At 61.7% G+C, this 13,151-nt stretch carries 14 protein-coding genes; 8 read left to right on the forward strand and 6 right to left on the reverse strand.

Features of this window, described 5'->3' with window-relative positions; all coding sequences use genetic code 11:
• Positions 1 to 131: 131 nt before the first annotated feature.
• Both RPG13_RS19925 and ald read right to left on the reverse strand, forming a co-directional pair.
• Complete coding sequence (locus RPG13_RS19925) at positions 132 to 1,430, reverse strand: outer membrane protein (RefSeq protein WP_337125778.1); 1,299 nt, start codon at positions 1,428 to 1,430, stop codon at positions 132 to 134.
• A 202-nt stretch (positions 1,431 to 1,632) separates the two neighbouring features.
• Positions 1,633 to 2,748: an alanine dehydrogenase gene (gene ald, locus RPG13_RS19930; protein ID WP_126106674.1), complete on the reverse strand. Its 1,116-nt coding sequence runs from the start codon at positions 2,746 to 2,748 to the stop codon at positions 1,633 to 1,635.
• A gap of 159 nt (positions 2,749 to 2,907) precedes the next feature.
• Between ald and RPG13_RS19935 the strand changes: the two genes are divergently transcribed.
• Entirely contained in the window at positions 2,908 to 3,381 is a 474-nt protein-coding gene (locus RPG13_RS19935) for an Lrp/AsnC family transcriptional regulator (RefSeq protein WP_095488596.1), read from the forward strand.
• Here RPG13_RS19935 and RPG13_RS19940 read toward each other — a convergent pair.
• A complete protein-coding gene (locus RPG13_RS19940) occupies positions 3,378 to 3,980 on the reverse strand; it encodes a 5-formyltetrahydrofolate cyclo-ligase (RefSeq protein WP_370453328.1) in 603 nt (200 codons plus the stop codon). The two genes, RPG13_RS19935 and RPG13_RS19940, sit on opposite strands and share 4 nt — an antisense overlap.
• A 219-nt stretch (positions 3,981 to 4,199) precedes the next feature.
• Between RPG13_RS19940 and RPG13_RS19945 the strand changes: the two genes are divergently transcribed.
• Both RPG13_RS19945 and RPG13_RS19950 read left to right on the forward strand, forming a co-directional pair.
• The gene (locus tag RPG13_RS19945; RefSeq protein WP_337125779.1) at positions 4,200 to 5,465 is read left to right on the forward strand and encodes an NAD(P)/FAD-dependent oxidoreductase; all 1,266 of its coding nucleotides are present in this window, start codon (positions 4,200 to 4,202) and stop codon (positions 5,463 to 5,465) included.
• A 158-nt stretch (positions 5,466 to 5,623) separates the two neighbouring features.
• Positions 5,624 to 7,603, forward strand: a complete 1,980-nt coding sequence (locus RPG13_RS19950; RefSeq protein ID WP_292673066.1) for a bifunctional 2',3'-cyclic-nucleotide 2'-phosphodiesterase/3'-nucleotidase — start codon at positions 5,624 to 5,626, stop codon at positions 7,601 to 7,603.
• 60 nt (positions 7,604 to 7,663) lie between these two features.
• On the opposite strand, the gene RPG13_RS19955 is transcribed toward RPG13_RS19950, so the two are convergent.
• Together RPG13_RS19955 and RPG13_RS19960 are read right to left on the reverse strand one after the other, a co-directional pair.
• A complete protein-coding gene (locus tag RPG13_RS19955) occupies positions 7,664 to 8,653 on the reverse strand; it encodes a glycerophosphodiester phosphodiesterase family protein (RefSeq protein ID WP_337125780.1) in 990 nt (329 codons plus the stop codon).
• A 110-nt stretch (positions 8,654 to 8,763) separates the two neighbouring features.
• Positions 8,764 to 10,020: an SAM-dependent methyltransferase gene (locus RPG13_RS19960; protein ID WP_095488601.1), complete on the reverse strand. Its 1,257-nt coding sequence runs from the start codon at positions 10,018 to 10,020 to the stop codon at positions 8,764 to 8,766.
• 245 nt (positions 10,021 to 10,265) lie between these two features.
• Here RPG13_RS19960 and RPG13_RS19965 point away from each other — a divergent pair, with 245 nt between their 5' ends.
• A complete protein-coding gene (locus RPG13_RS19965; protein WP_280953394.1) occupies positions 10,266 to 10,400 on the forward strand; it encodes a hypothetical protein in 135 nt (44 codons plus the stop codon).
• A gap of 103 nt (positions 10,401 to 10,503) precedes the next feature.
• The gene (locus RPG13_RS19970) at positions 10,504 to 10,794 is read left to right on the forward strand and encodes a Dabb family protein (RefSeq protein ID WP_127205575.1); all 291 of its coding nucleotides are present in this window, start codon (positions 10,504 to 10,506) and stop codon (positions 10,792 to 10,794) included.
• A gap of 32 nt (positions 10,795 to 10,826) precedes the next feature.
• On the opposite strand, the gene RPG13_RS19975 is transcribed toward RPG13_RS19970, so the two are convergent.
• The gene (locus tag RPG13_RS19975) at positions 10,827 to 10,952 is read right to left on the reverse strand and encodes a hypothetical protein (RefSeq protein WP_292625761.1); all 126 of its coding nucleotides are present in this window, start codon (positions 10,950 to 10,952) and stop codon (positions 10,827 to 10,829) included.
• Between the two features lie 138 nt (positions 10,953 to 11,090).
• Between RPG13_RS19975 and RPG13_RS19980 the strand changes: the two genes are divergently transcribed.
• The 3 genes from RPG13_RS19980 (at position 11,091) to RPG13_RS19990 (ending at position 13,112) form a co-directional block, all read left to right on the forward strand.
• Positions 11,091 to 11,981, forward strand: a complete 891-nt coding sequence (locus RPG13_RS19980; protein WP_292648679.1) for a VOC family protein — start codon at positions 11,091 to 11,093, stop codon at positions 11,979 to 11,981.
• Complete coding sequence (kdsA, locus tag RPG13_RS19985; RefSeq protein ID WP_337125781.1) at positions 11,978 to 12,808, forward strand: 3-deoxy-8-phosphooctulonate synthase; 831 nt, start codon at positions 11,978 to 11,980, stop codon at positions 12,806 to 12,808. The genes RPG13_RS19980 and kdsA overlap by 4 nt, the downstream gene beginning before the upstream one ends.
• Positions 12,809 to 12,908: 100 nt before the next feature.
• A complete protein-coding gene (locus tag RPG13_RS19990) occupies positions 12,909 to 13,112 on the forward strand; it encodes a dodecin family protein (protein ID WP_095488666.1) in 204 nt (67 codons plus the stop codon).
• Positions 13,113 to 13,151 lie beyond the last annotated feature (39 nt).

The raw sequence follows: 13,151 nt of genomic DNA on the forward strand, positions 1-13,151 counted from the left end.
TGAACCGGCGGGAAGTCTCGACATCCGAGGAAGCGGGGCTTTGGCTCCGCTTTTTTGTTGCCCGCATTCTCTCGCCCAAAGAAAAAGCCCGCCGGAACGACCGACGGGCTTTGACTGTTGTCTGGACGGTTTTAGTTGAACTTGTACTTCGCACCGATACGGACGGTGTGGAACGAAGGCGTGGAGGTGAGGCTGTCATCCGGCGCCCCAATATCCGACGAAAAATCCTTCTTGGAGAACTGCGAATAGCGGTATTCGAGGCCGACGGTCACGTTGCTGGACATAGCCGTTTCCAGACCGCCACCAACTGAGAAGCCGCTGGAGTCCCAATCGAGGATATCACCGATGGGTGAGGACGCATTCAGATCGAAGTGCTGCCAGCTGTAGCCGCCGAGCACATAGGCCAGGGTTGATTCGTTGACTTTCATACCGACGCGGCCAAGCACATCGAAACCGTAATCAGTATCCAGATTAATGGATCCGCCCGGGAGCTTCAGCTCTGAAGTCATGCCGGAGTAGCGGGCATCAACCATGACGCCTGCGACCCAGCTGCCGAAGTCATGGTCGTACCCGACGTTCAATTCGCCGAACACACCTTCGCCACCGAGCCCGTTGAACTCCAGGCCACCAAGCGGCGGAACTTCGATCTGATGCACCGACGCACCCGCGCCGGCGGCACCGCCGACGTAGAAGCCAGTCCAGTTGTAGGCAGGGGCCTCAAAAGAGGCGACACCGCCATTCTGGGCGCCAAAGCGATAGTTGGCCGCAACCTGGAACGTATGCCGCGACGTGTCCGTGTCGAGAACGCCGTCCGGTATATCGAACTCGGAAAGAATGTTCTGAGTACCGAAGCGGGTATAGCGATATTCTGACTTGATGGTCCAGTTGCTGTTGATGGCCGTTTCAACGCCAGCTCCGACAAAGTAGCCGCTCTGGTCCCAATCGAAGTCAAAACCTGCGTTCGTGTCGAGCTTGTACTTCTGCCAGGAATAGCCGCCGAGCACATAGCCCAAAGTGTTCGGCGTGAAGAGGTAGCCAACCCGCAAACCAGCGTCGAAACCGTAGGTCTCGCGGACCGAAGCATCCAATCCAGCAACATCGAGCGTGGTTTCAATGTTGCCGACATGGGCATCCAAAAGTCCGCCGATCAGGAAGCGCGGCGACACCATGTAGTCGTAGCCGATGGTCAGTTCACCGTACACGCCTTCACCACCAATGCCGTTCAACGAGAAGCCAGGAAGGAAATCGCTGCTGAGCTCGTGGACATTGGCGCCGGCGCCAACCCCAAAGCCGACATAGATGCCACTCCAGTTGAAGCCGGACGTCTCGACGACCGGCACAACCGCGTCGGCGGCATGAGAAACCGATCCGAACGCCAGCACCGAAACCGCGCCAAGAAGAACAGATTTTGCGAATCTTTTGCTGATCATTGCCCCTAACCCCTTTGAAACCCAGCACGTCTCTAGCAGCGGCCCATGCTGGCCGCTGTAGCAAAAAAGTCACAGGAGGAGCAGATTGCAAGCAAGCCGAGCAAAACCGGTCAGCTAATCGCAAACCGTGAAATCTGCTTGTGGAAAAACAGAGCCGCCGACGGGCGTCGGCGGCTCTGTGGGGAAGGAATCAGGGGCGGGTTCAGGCGGCGAGAACGGCCTTCGGCTCGACCAGATCGTAGCCGAGTGCTTCGGCCACCGCGCGGTTGGTGATCTTGCCCTTGTGGACATTCAGGCCGTTGCGCAAATGATGATCGTCGACCAGCGCCTTCAGGCCCTTGTCGGCGAGCTGCAGGCCATAATGCAGAGTCGCGTTGTTGAGCGCATGGGCCGAGGTGACCGGCACCGCGCCCGGCATGTTGGCGACGCAATAGTGAATGACGCCGTCGACCTCATAGGTCGGCTCGGCATGGGTTGTGGCGTGCGAGGTCTCGAAGCAGCCGCCCTGGTCGATGGCGACGTCGACCAGCACGGAACCTTTCTTCATGCCCGACAGCATTTCGCGCGAAACGAGTTTCGGCGCGGCGGCACCCGGGATCAGCACGGCCCCGACGACGATGTCAGCCGAAAAACATTCCTCTTCCAGCGCCTCGACGGTCGAGTAGCGAGTGTGGACGCGGCCGCCGAAGATATCGTCGAGCTGGCGCAGGCGCGGGATCGAACGGTCGATGATGGTGACGTCGGCGCCAAGCCCTGCCGCCATCCGGGCGGCATGCAGGCCGACGACGCCGCCGCCGAGCACAGTGACCTTGCCGGGCAGCACGCCGGGCACGCCGCCGAGCAGCACGCCGCGGCCGCCATTGGCCTTCTGCAGCGCGGTAGCGCCGGCCTGGATCGACAGGCGGCCGGCAACTTCCGACATCGGCGCCAGCAGCGGCAGGCCGCCGCGGTCGTCGGTGACGGTCTCGTAGGCGATGGCCGTCACGCCCGAGGCCAGCAGGCCCTTGGTCTGCTCCGGATCTGGAGCGAGATGGAGATAGGTGTAGAGTATCTGGCCGTCACGGAGCTGAGCCCATTCATTGGGCTGAGGTTCTTTGACCTTGACGATCATGTCGGACTTGGCGAACACGTCGGCGGCCGTCTTGGCGATGGTGGCGCCGGCGGCGCGATAGGCGTTGTCGTCGGCGCCGATGCCGGCGCCGGCACCGGTCTCGACCAGCACTTCGTGGCCATGCGCGACATATTCGCGGACCGAGCCCGGCGTCAGGCCGACGCGGTATTCGTGGTTCTTGATTTCCCGGGGGCAGCCGACGCGCATCTTCTTCTCCTCCTGATTCAGCCCTTTGGGGCATGTTCCCTGTCCAGAGATAGTGAACCACGAATCGTCCCGTAGGTGTTTGCGAATGCGCTTGCGCAAGAGGGTGTGGTTCGATAATCGTTGCGCAAAATAGATGGATTGTCGCAGGAATCCCGAAAAATGCCGCTCGACAGGATCGATATCGCCATACTCGAGACATTGCAGAAGGATGGGCGGATACCCAACGCGGCGCTTGCCGAGAAGGTCGGCCTGTCGCAGTCGGCCTGCTCGCGGCGGCTGGACAATCTGGAGAAATCCGGAACCATCCGCGGCTATCACGCCCGGCTTTCCAATGCCGCTCTTGGCCACCAGATGACGGCGATCGTGCATATATCGCTATCGGGGCAATTCGAGAAAACACTGTCGGATTTCGAGGCGGCGATAAAGCGCTGCCCGAATGTTCTGTCCTGCCACCTCATGTCAGGCGAATACGATTATATACTGCGCATCGCGGCGAAGGACCTCGTCGACTATGAGCGCATCCACAAGGAGTGGCTGTCGGCGATGCCGCATGTGACGAAGATCAATTCGTCCTTCGCCTTGCGCGAGATCGTCGACCGAACGGCCGTGGGGATGAAGCCGGAGATGGCTTAGGCCTCGAAGGCCTCTGTCACCACCCGGTCCATCGGTACGTCATGCGGTTGCGGGTAGATGGTGGCGATGCGCTGCAACTCATAACCGACACCGATGACCAGCGGCTTGAACGGCATCGTCGCCAGCGTCCGGTCGAAGAAACCGCCACCATAGCCCAGCCGATACTGTCCTGGATCGATGCCGACGATCGGCGAAATGACGATGTCGGGCAGCACCGGATCGCCTTCAGCCGGGATCGGGATATTCCAGACGCCTTTTTCGAGCCGGTCGCCCGGTGCGTAGGCGCGAAAGATAAGCGGCCGGCCTTTCTCGATGACAATAGGCAGTGCGGTACGGCCGCCGCGCTCATTGATGGACGCCATCCATGGCCGCAGATCCGGCTCGCCGCGGAACGGCCAATAGAGGCTGACCATGCGGCCGTCGATGGCACCGATCACCGCGTCGAGGCTTTCGCCGATGCGCTGCGACATTGCCGTCCGCACGTCAGCCGAGACAGAGAGGCGGGCTGCAATCAGCCGCTCGCGCTCGGCCTTGCGCCATCGTTTCACGTCGGTCCAGTCGGATAGGGGCGCCCGGAATTCCGGGTCGAGCTCGTGCATGAAGCAAGGCGGCGAGGAATAGTGCGCCGGACCGTCGTCATGATCGCTATCCAAGTTCCACTCCCGTCGTCTGTTTCGATGAAATTATACCCGCCGGCAGGATGGGGGCAGGTACGTTCGCGACATCTTAGGGCGGGCAGTCGGCAAAGTTGGATGTTGTTGCAGTGCACAAAACTATCTACATCAGCCTTGGCGAAATTGCTCTCCGGAGTGAATGAGATGAATGAATCCAGCCATCACGTCGTTGTCGTCGGGGCAGGCTTTGGCGGGCTCGAATTCACCCGCGCGCTTGACGGTGCGCCGGTGCGCATCACCATGATCGACAAGCGCAACCACCATCTCTTCCAGCCGCTGCTCTACCAGGTGGCGACCACGGCGCTGGCGACCTCGGAAGTCGCCTGGCCGATCCGCCATCTCCTGCGCAAGCGCAAGGACGTGACGACGCTGCTCGCCACCGTCAGCGGTGTCGACCGCGCCGGCAAACGCGTGCTGCTCGATGATGGCAATGCGGTCGCCTACGACACGTTGCTGCTGGCCACCGGCGCCCGCCACGCCTATTTCGGCCATGACGAATGGGAGCCTTTCGCACCGGGGCTGAAGACGCTGGAGGACGCCACCACCATTCGACGGCGCATTCTGCTCGCCTTCGAGCAGGCCGAGCGGGAAACCGATCTCGCCAAGCGCCAGGCGCTGCTTACGCTGGCGATCGTCGGTGGCGGGCCGACCGGCGTGGAACTGGCCGGCACTATTGTCGAACTGGCGCACGACACGCTGCGCGGCGAGTTCCGCAACATCGACACGCGGCAGACGCGCGTGGTGCTGATCGAGGCCGGCGACCGCGTCCTTCCCAATTTCGCCCCGGAACTCTCCGATTACGCCAGCAAGGCGCTCGAGCGGCTCGGCGTGACGGTCGAACTCGGCCGGCCCGTCACGCGCTGCGATGCCGAGGGCGTGGTTTTCGGTGATACGCACTTGCCGGCCAGGACGATCCTGTGGGCAGCCGGGGTCGCCGCTTCGCCGGCCGCCGAATGGCTGGGGGCGGCGGCGGACCGGGCTGGCAGGGTGCTCGTTGAGCCCGACCTGACCGTGCCGGGCAGCCCGGAGATGTTCATCGTCGGTGACGCTGCACATGTCCTGCGGCCGGATGGCCGCATGGTGCCCGGCGTCGCACCTGCCGCCAAACAGCAAGGCCGGCATGTCGCCGCGACGATCAAGGCCCGGCTTGCCGGCGACGCAACCCCGCGGCCGTTCCACTACAAGCATGACGGCGATCTGGCCACGATCGGCAAGCGCGCCGCCGCGATCGATTTCGGCTGGATCAAGCTCACCGGCCGGCCGGCCTGGTGGCTGTGGGGCCTCGCGCACATCTACTTCCTGATCGGCTTCCGTAACCGGCTTGCGGTTTCACTGAGCTGGCTATGGATCTACGTGACAGGTCAGCGCAGCGCGCGGCTAATCACCCAAGGCGACGACGACAGGAACTGACGTCTCCGCCCGCGCGCATTCATCGGCACGTCATCTGTTCCTGATGGACTCGACCGGATTTCGGCGCGAAGCTTTGCTTCGGGCAGGGCTTGGCACGCCGTTGAAGGCAGGCATGTTGCCGAAGCCCGACATGCCGTCGAACAGGAGAAAACAAAGCAATGCTCGAACTGCTTCAACCCGTCTCCCGTCGCGGGTTCCTTGCCAGCGCCGCCGCCACCGGAGCGCTGATCATGCTTCACCCGTTCTCCGCTCGCGCTCAGGGGAATCAGGCGCATCTCAGGGTCATGGAGACGACCGACATCCATGTGAATGTCCTGCCTTACGATTACTACGCCGACAAAGAGAACGACACGATGGGACTATCACGCACCGCTTCGCTGATCGATGCGGTGCGCAAGGAAGCCACCAATGCGATGCTGATCGACAATGGCGACCTTCTGCAGGGCAACCCGATGGGCGACTATATTGCCTACGAGCGGGGGATGAAGGATGGCGACCTGCATCCGGTCATGAAGGGCATGAACCTGCTCGGCTATGAATGCTCGACGCTCGGCAACCACGAATTCAATTACGGCCTGCCGTTCATGGACAAGGTGCTGGCGGGCGCCAATTTTCCGTTCGTCTGCGCCAACCTGATCCGCGGCACCGAACTCGCTGCGAACCCGCGGGACGACAAGCTCTATCTCAAGCCTTACGTCATCCTCGACAAGAAGATCAGGGACGGGTCCGGCGCCGAGCAGCCTCTCAGGATCGGCGTCATCGGCTTCGTGCCGCCGCAGATCATGGTCTGGGACCTGAAGAATCTCGAGGGCAACGTCAAGACGCGCGACATTGTCGAGGCGGCCAAGGCGTGGGTGCCGCAGATGAAGGAGGAGGGCGCCGACATCATTATTGCGCTCTCACATTCCGGCATCGACGTGAAGCAGGGCGACATGATGGAAAACGCCTCGTTCTTCGTCGCTGGCGTCGAGGGCATCGACGCAGTGTTCACCGGCCACCAGCATCTCGTCTTTCCCGGCAAGAAGGACTTTCAGGCGCTCGAGGCCGTCGATACTGAAAAGGGCACGCTGCAGGGCAAGCCTGCCGTCATGGGCGGCTTCTGGGGCTCGCATATGGGTCTGATCGACTTGTTGCTGGAGCGCGACGGGTCGAAATGGCGGGTCGTCTCGGCGACCTCCGAGGCACGGCCGATCTACGAGCGGGTCGAGAAGGCGAACAAGCCGACGGTCGCTGACGACCAGCGCATCGTCGATGCGCTGAAAGAAGATCACGAGGCGACGCTTGCCTATGTGCGCCGGCCGGTCGGGAAAACCTCGGCGCCGCTCTATTCCTATTTCGCGCTGGTCGCCGACGATCCGTCGGTGCAGATCGTCAGCCAGGCGCAGGCCTGGTATCTCAGGGATATCCTCAAAAATACGCAGTGGAAGGACGTGCCGCTGCTGTCGGCGGCGGCGCCGTTCAAGGCCGGCGGGCGTAATGGCGCCGACTACTATACCGACGTTCCCGTGGGCGACATCGCTATCAAGAACGTGGCTGATCTCTATCTCTATCCAAACACCGTCCGCGCCGTGGAAATCACCGGGGCTGAAGTGAAGGATTGGCTGGAAATGTCGGCCGGTATCTTCAACAGGATCGAGCCTGATAAGCCCGACCAGGCGCTCATCAACACCGATTTCCCGTCCTACAATTTCGACGTGATCGACGGCGTCACCTACCGGATCGATCTGTCACAGCCGCCGAAATATGATTCCAAGGGCGGTCTGGTGAATGCTGGATCGAATCGCATCGTCGACCTGAAGTTTGACGGAGAACCAATTGATCCCATGCGGAAATTCGTCGTCGCGACCAACAATTACCGCGCCGGTGGTGGCGGCAATTTCCCGGAGATCAATGCATCGAAGATCATCTATGAGGCGCCGGATACCAACCGCGACGTGATCGTGCGCTACCTCATCAGCCAAGGCACGATCAACCCGTCGGCGGACGCCAACTGGTCATTTGCACCGCTGCCCGGAACCAGCGTCGTGTTCGAGACCGGCGCCAAGGCGAAGGATTTTATTGCGCAGGTGAAGTCGCTGAAGATCGAACCGGCAGGCGAAGGCGAAGCAGGGTTTGCCAAGTACCGCATCACTCTCTGAAGACAAAGCTTTTGCGCGCTAACTCAAACCCACGCCTACAGCGGCGTAGGGTTTGGCGCTTCAAGCTGGCGGTGCGAAACGCCGCTTGATCACGGGCATGACCAGATCCAGCGCGTCCGTGGAAATGCCGCCGGAATAGCCGTCCGGCAACTGGTCGATCAGTTCGGGCTCGTCGAGCCCTTGCGAAAAGCCGCCGCCGGCATAGGGGCCGAGCAGGTAGACGCGGGTGTCGACGCTGTCCATGCGATCCAGAAAACGGTCGGGCCAGCCCCACAGCCATTGGGCGACATTGATCGGGATGAGCAGGGTCCCCTGCCGGCACGCCTCCGGAACGTAGCCGCTCCAGCCGAGCGCCGCATAGCGCAGGATGCATCGGGTCAGCGATGCACGGCTCAGCGTATGCATGTCTGGCAGCGCCGTCTTGACCGCCGCGATCGGCCTGTCGCCGCCATACACAGTCAAGCCGGCGCGGTCGGTTGGCTTCAGCGTGGCGAGCCAGGAGGCCAACGTCTCGCCTTCCTTGGGGTCGTTGCTTTTGATGTTGATGTTGAAACGGCGGTTCGGGAAGTGCTGCAGCACCTCGTCCAGCGACGGCATCATGCCGATCCCCTTGCCGCGAAACGGAAAGGTCTTGCCGCCATCAGCCGTATAGCCATAGCCGACATCGAGCGCCTTCAACTCGGACATGGCATGGGCGCGCGTTTCTCCCTTGCCTTCAGTGCGGCAATCCAGCGTCCAGTCGTGGAAGACGGCGAACTTGCCGTCCGTGGTCGGGTGAACGTCGAGTTCGAGCGCGTCCGCGCCAAACGCGAAGGCGGCTTCCATCGAGGGGATCGTGTTTTCAAGGAAAGGATGGCGTGGCGGCAGCATGCGTTCGGCCGTGCAGGTGTCGGGACCAAGGTCCTTGCGGTCGAAATCCTGGGCAAGGCCGCGATGGGCAAGCACGGTCGGGGTGCCGGCCGGACGGTTCGACAGCAGCGAGCTGTTGTTGAGCCAGATGCCGCCCGCAGCGACAAGAAGAGCGACGAGGAAGATCGTCCGTTTGCGCATGATGTGATTCCGATTCTTGCAGCCGCATCATGCGTCGGGATCGGACTTTTTCACGGCAGCCAGATTATTGCATGGCTGCAAAATCAGCGATGATGATGTCCCGAACTGACCTAAGCCTTGTAAACCACCTGGCGGACATCGATGTAGCTGGCGCGGAAGCCGGCTTCGCAATAGTGCAGGTAAAACTCCCAGAGCTTCTTGAAGCGGTCGTCGAAACCAAGCGGGACGATCTTTTCCCAGGACGCCCAGAAGCGGTGGCGCCATTCGGCGAGTGTGCGGGCATAATCGTCCGGGAAAATGCGCTCGCGAAGATGAGCGAGGCCATGATCGTTGCCGAGCGTTTTCAGGATCGACGGCGTTGGCAGCATGCCGCCTGGGAACACGTAACGCTGGATAAAATCCGGCCGCGCGCGATAGGTGTCGTAGGCCTTCTCGTTGATTGTGATGATCTGCAGGCCGGCGGTACCGCCAGGCCGCAGGCAATCCTTCATCTTGCCGAAAAACACGGGCCAGTATTTTTCGCCGACCGCCTCGAACATCTCGATCGAGGCTATGCGGTCGTAGGATCCGGTTTCGTCGCGGTAGTCTTGCAGCTTGATATCGACCTTGTCGGCAAGTCCAGCTTTCTGGACGCGCGCTCTGGCGAAATCATGCTGCTCGCGGCTGATGGTCAGCCCGGTGATGCGGCAGCCGATCTCGCGCGCGGCGAATTCGGCAAAGCCACCCCAGCCGCAACCGATTTCCAGCACATGGTCTTTCGCGCCGATGCCCGTGTCCTTGGCCAGCGCGCGATACTTGGCGGCTTGCGCGCTTTCCAGATCGTTGGCGCCAGCCGCATAGAGCGCCGACGAATAGGTCATGCTCGGATCCAGCCATTCCTTGTAGAAGGCGTTGCCGAGATCGTAGTGCGCCGAAATGTTGCGCTTCGAGCCGGTGCGGGTGTTTTGATTGAACCAGTGGCGGACACGCTGGACGGCGTTGATGAGCCAGTTGGCGCCGCCGGCGATGCGCTCTCCGATTTCCGAATTGACCACGAACAGTTCCAGGAAACTGGTTACATCGGGACTGTCCCAATCGCCGTCGATGTAGGATTCGGCGATGCCGATGGTGCCACCGGTGAAGGCGCGGCCGGGCAAGCGCCAGTTTTTGAGCACTAGTTCGGCGTCCGGACCCGGCGCCTTGCCGCCGACGAGGACGGCGCGGCCGTCCGGCATCCTCACCTTGAGCGAGCCACGCGGCAGGTTCATCGCCGCCGACAATACCATGCGCGCCTTGGCCGGCAGGCCCTTGACGGTATCGGCGAAATTGAATTCGTCCAGCCTGACCGCGTCGCCCCACGCAACGTCGGTGTCTTCCTTGTGAGCCATATCACGCCCCCCGAACTTCTGCGGAGCCGGCGCAACAATGGCCAGTTTCCACACTCGCAGTTCATTCGCCAGGGCGCGAACGCCGCTTCCTGATGAATCCCCGCAGCAATCTTTCATCTCATCAAAGGGAACTTCAAGAGGCAAGGGGCAAGCGAACACGGATCAATGGACAGATTTTGGGGGAGGGCGTTGATCAACGCCGGAATCACTATGGTTGCAACCACCCAGATGCAGTAGTTGTAGCCATGCGTTACGTTATCGTCATCTGCTCCGCCACGTTCTTCCTGATCTGGGACGGAATCTACAATCAGGGCCGCTATCTCGACACCACGGTCAGGGAGATAACGCGCATCGTGCGCTACATCACCAGCCTGGTGTAGGTTTCTTTCCCGCTCAACGCGTTGTCGCCGCGACATCGTTGCCGGTTGACGCGACCGTTTTGCCCACACAAAACACGCTTGCACATCGATCGAGGAGGCTGGGTTGATCCGGCATATCGTTTTCTTCAGCGCGCGGCACAAAGAGGATGTCGAGGCCGTACGCACGGGCTTGCTGGCGCTGGGCAATATCCCACATTCCCGTCTTTTCGAGGTGGCGCTCAACACCAAGGTCGACCCGCTTTCGGACGAAATCGACGTGGTCGTTTATGCTGAATTCGAGGATGAGGCCGCTCTGGCCGCCTACAAGGCGCATCCGCTCTATGGCGAGACGACCAGCCAGGTCAAACCGCTGCGTGAACTGCGATATTCGGCGGATGTTGTGGCGGCGTCCTGAAAAGAAATCGACCGAAGAGCAACGTGCTTCGCTTACTCCGTCTGAGCGGCGGTCGGTTCGGTCAGATCTGCGCCGGGCTGCTTCGGCGCACTCCAGACCAGTATGGCAATAATAGCCATCGCGACGACCGCTGCCGCTATGAACAGCATCTTTCTCATTTGGATCACGTAGGTTGATTTCCGGCAGCGGCAAGTGTTCCAGGGGCTCGCGTACTGACGCCGCGCGATCGGCCACCTGGCTCCTTGCGGAGACGAGGCTCTTGAACCAACTTCCGGAATGATGCACACCGCGCCGGCATGACCGAAACGATGCCAGCCGGCCCTCATTCGCTCGACCATCTTGTGCTGCCGACCGCGAGCCTCGACGTGGCGCGGGCGCGGCTGGTTTCGCTTGGATTTGTCGTGGCGCCGACCGGCATCCATCCTTTCGGAACGGAAAACTGCTGCGTCTTCCTTGAAGACAGCACCTATCTCGAGCCGCTGGCGGTGGGGAACGGGCAAGCTGCGGCGGAAGCGATCGCGGACGGCAACGTCTTCGTCGCGCGCGATCGCGCCTATCGCGACAAGCGCGGCAATGAGGGATTTTCCGCCCTTGTCCTAGGCACCGAAAATGCGGACGCAGATCATATGCGCTATGTCGAAGCCGGCCTGTCGGCCGGAGACATGCTGAGCTTTTCGCGCGCCTTCGCCGACGCAGCGGGAAGGAGCGACACGGCATCGTTCAAACTGGCCTTCGCCTCCGGTGCCGGGGCGAAGGACGCATTCCTGTTCGCCTGCGAGCGGATCAATGCGCCGAAAGTGGATCGCACCGCGTTGCAGATCCACCCCAATGGCGCAACCGGCATCATCGAAGTCGTGGCGGTCAGCGACCAGCCATCCGAACAGCACCGATTGATCTCAATCGCAGCGCGCAGTCCCACGGCCGGACAGGGGAGCACCGCGTTTGGCCTGCCGAACGCGACCTTGACCCTGCTTGACCCCGTCGCTTTCGAAGCGCGCTTCGGCATACTTGCCGGCGCGCCATCGGAACTCCGCTTCGCGGCGGTAGTCTTTTCAGTTCGCCGCGCAGACACGGTCGCAAAGCTGCTTGCAGCCGGTTCCGTCGAACACGACATACGCGGCAATGATATTGTCGTGCGGCCGGCACCCGGACAGGGTGCGGCCTTCATCTTCCGGGAGATCGCATGAGCAAGCCCAATTCGTCCGTAACCGTCGGCAATGTCGTCTTCGGCAACACCGCGCCGCTGTCGCTGATTGCCGGCCCGTGCCAGCTTGAATCACGCCAGCACGCCTTCGACATGGCTGGCGCGCTGAAGGAACTGACTGAGAAGCTGGGGCTGGGTCTCGTCTACAAGACTAGCTATGACAAGGCCAACCGCACCTCGCTTGGCGGCACGCGCGGCGCCGGGCTCGATGCGGCGCTGCCGGTCTTCGACGATTTGCGCAAGGCGTTTTCGCTGCCGATCCTGACCGATATCCACACCGAGGAACAGTGCGCGGTCGTGGCGCCGCATGTCGATATCTTGCAGATTCCGGCTTTTCTCAGCCGCCAGACCGATCTGCTGATCGCGGCGGCAAGAACCGGCAAGGTCGTCAATGTGAAGAAGGGCCAGTTCCTCGCGCCGTGGGACATGAAGAACGTCGTCGCCAAGATCACCGGTTCCGGCAACCCCAACGTGCTGGTCACCGAGCGCGGCGCATCCTTCGGCTACAACACGCTGGTGTCCGATATGCGCGCCCTGCCGATCATGGCCGAGATCGGCGCACCGGTGATTTTCGACGCCACGCATTCCGTGCAGCAGCCGGGCGGGCAGGGCGGCTCCACGGGCGGCGATCGGCGCTTCGTCGAGACGCTGGCGCGCGCCGCGGTTGCGGTCGGTGTCGCCGGCGTTTTCATCGAGACCCATCAGGATCCCGACAACGCCCCCTCCGATGGCCCCAACATGGTGCCGCTGAAGGATCTCCCGGCCCTGCTTGAAAGGCTGATGGCATTCGACCGCGTCGCCAAGAGCTGAGCATGCCCAGGGTCCTAAGTCCCGCCTCCCTCTAAACTTGTGGTCAACAGGTGCCGGTTGTACGCTGTCCAGGCAACCGAGTACCTTGGAGGAGGAAGCCATGCCCGTCGCCCGTGTCACCGAAATCACGTCATCGTCGAAGAAGAGCTTTCAGGACGCTATCGAACTGGGAATTGCGCGCGCTGCAAAGACTTTGAAGAACGTCGAAGGCGCCTGGATCCAGGACCAGAAGGTCGTCGTCGAGGACGGCAAGATCTCCGCCTACCGCGTCAACATGAAGGTCACCTTCATCTTGGCTGAGTGACCGACTAGCGTCGAAAAGTCTGGAACCTTCATTCGCGCC

The sequence above is a fragment of the Mesorhizobium sp. ISC15 genome (genome assembly GCF_037162615.1).
GTDB classification, from domain to species: Bacteria; Pseudomonadota; Alphaproteobacteria; order Rhizobiales; family Rhizobiaceae; genus Mesorhizobium; species Mesorhizobium mediterraneum.

Bases quoted from the DNA above. Each gene is read 5' to 3' on its own strand.
- RPG13_RS19955 (WP_337125780.1), bottom strand. From the start codon at position 8,653: ATGCGCAAACGGACGATCTTCCTCGTCGCTCTTCTTGTCGCTGCGGGC.
- RPG13_RS19940 (WP_370453328.1), bottom strand. From the start codon at position 3,980: ATGCACGAGCTCGACCCGGAATTCCGGGCGCCCCTATCCGACTGGACC.
- RPG13_RS19990 (WP_095488666.1), top strand. From the start codon at position 12,909: ATGCCCGTCGCCCGTGTCACCGAAATCACGTCATCGTCGAAGAAGAGC.
- RPG13_RS19965 (WP_280953394.1), top strand. From the start codon at position 10,266: ATGCGTTACGTTATCGTCATCTGCTCCGCCACGTTCTTCCTGATCTGG.
- RPG13_RS19975 (WP_292625761.1), bottom strand. From the start codon at position 10,952: ATGAGAAAGATGCTGTTCATAGCGGCAGCGGTCGTCGCGATGGCTATT.
- RPG13_RS19950 (WP_292673066.1), top strand. From the start codon at position 5,624: ATGCTCGAACTGCTTCAACCCGTCTCCCGTCGCGGGTTCCTTGCCAGC.
- RPG13_RS19960 (WP_095488601.1), bottom strand. From the start codon at position 10,020: ATGGCTCACAAGGAAGACACCGACGTTGCGTGGGGCGACGCGGTCAGG.
- RPG13_RS19935 (WP_095488596.1), top strand. From the start codon at position 2,908: ATGCCGCTCGACAGGATCGATATCGCCATACTCGAGACATTGCAGAAG.
- RPG13_RS19925 (WP_337125778.1), bottom strand. From the start codon at position 1,430: ATGATCAGCAAAAGATTCGCAAAATCTGTTCTTCTTGGCGCGGTTTCG.
- ald (WP_126106674.1), bottom strand. From the start codon at position 2,748: ATGCGCGTCGGCTGCCCCCGGGAAATCAAGAACCACGAATACCGCGTC.
- RPG13_RS19980 (WP_292648679.1), top strand. From the start codon at position 11,091: ATGACCGAAACGATGCCAGCCGGCCCTCATTCGCTCGACCATCTTGTG.
- RPG13_RS19945 (WP_337125779.1), top strand. From the start codon at position 4,200: ATGAATGAATCCAGCCATCACGTCGTTGTCGTCGGGGCAGGCTTTGGC.
- kdsA (WP_337125781.1), top strand. From the start codon at position 11,978: ATGAGCAAGCCCAATTCGTCCGTAACCGTCGGCAATGTCGTCTTCGGC.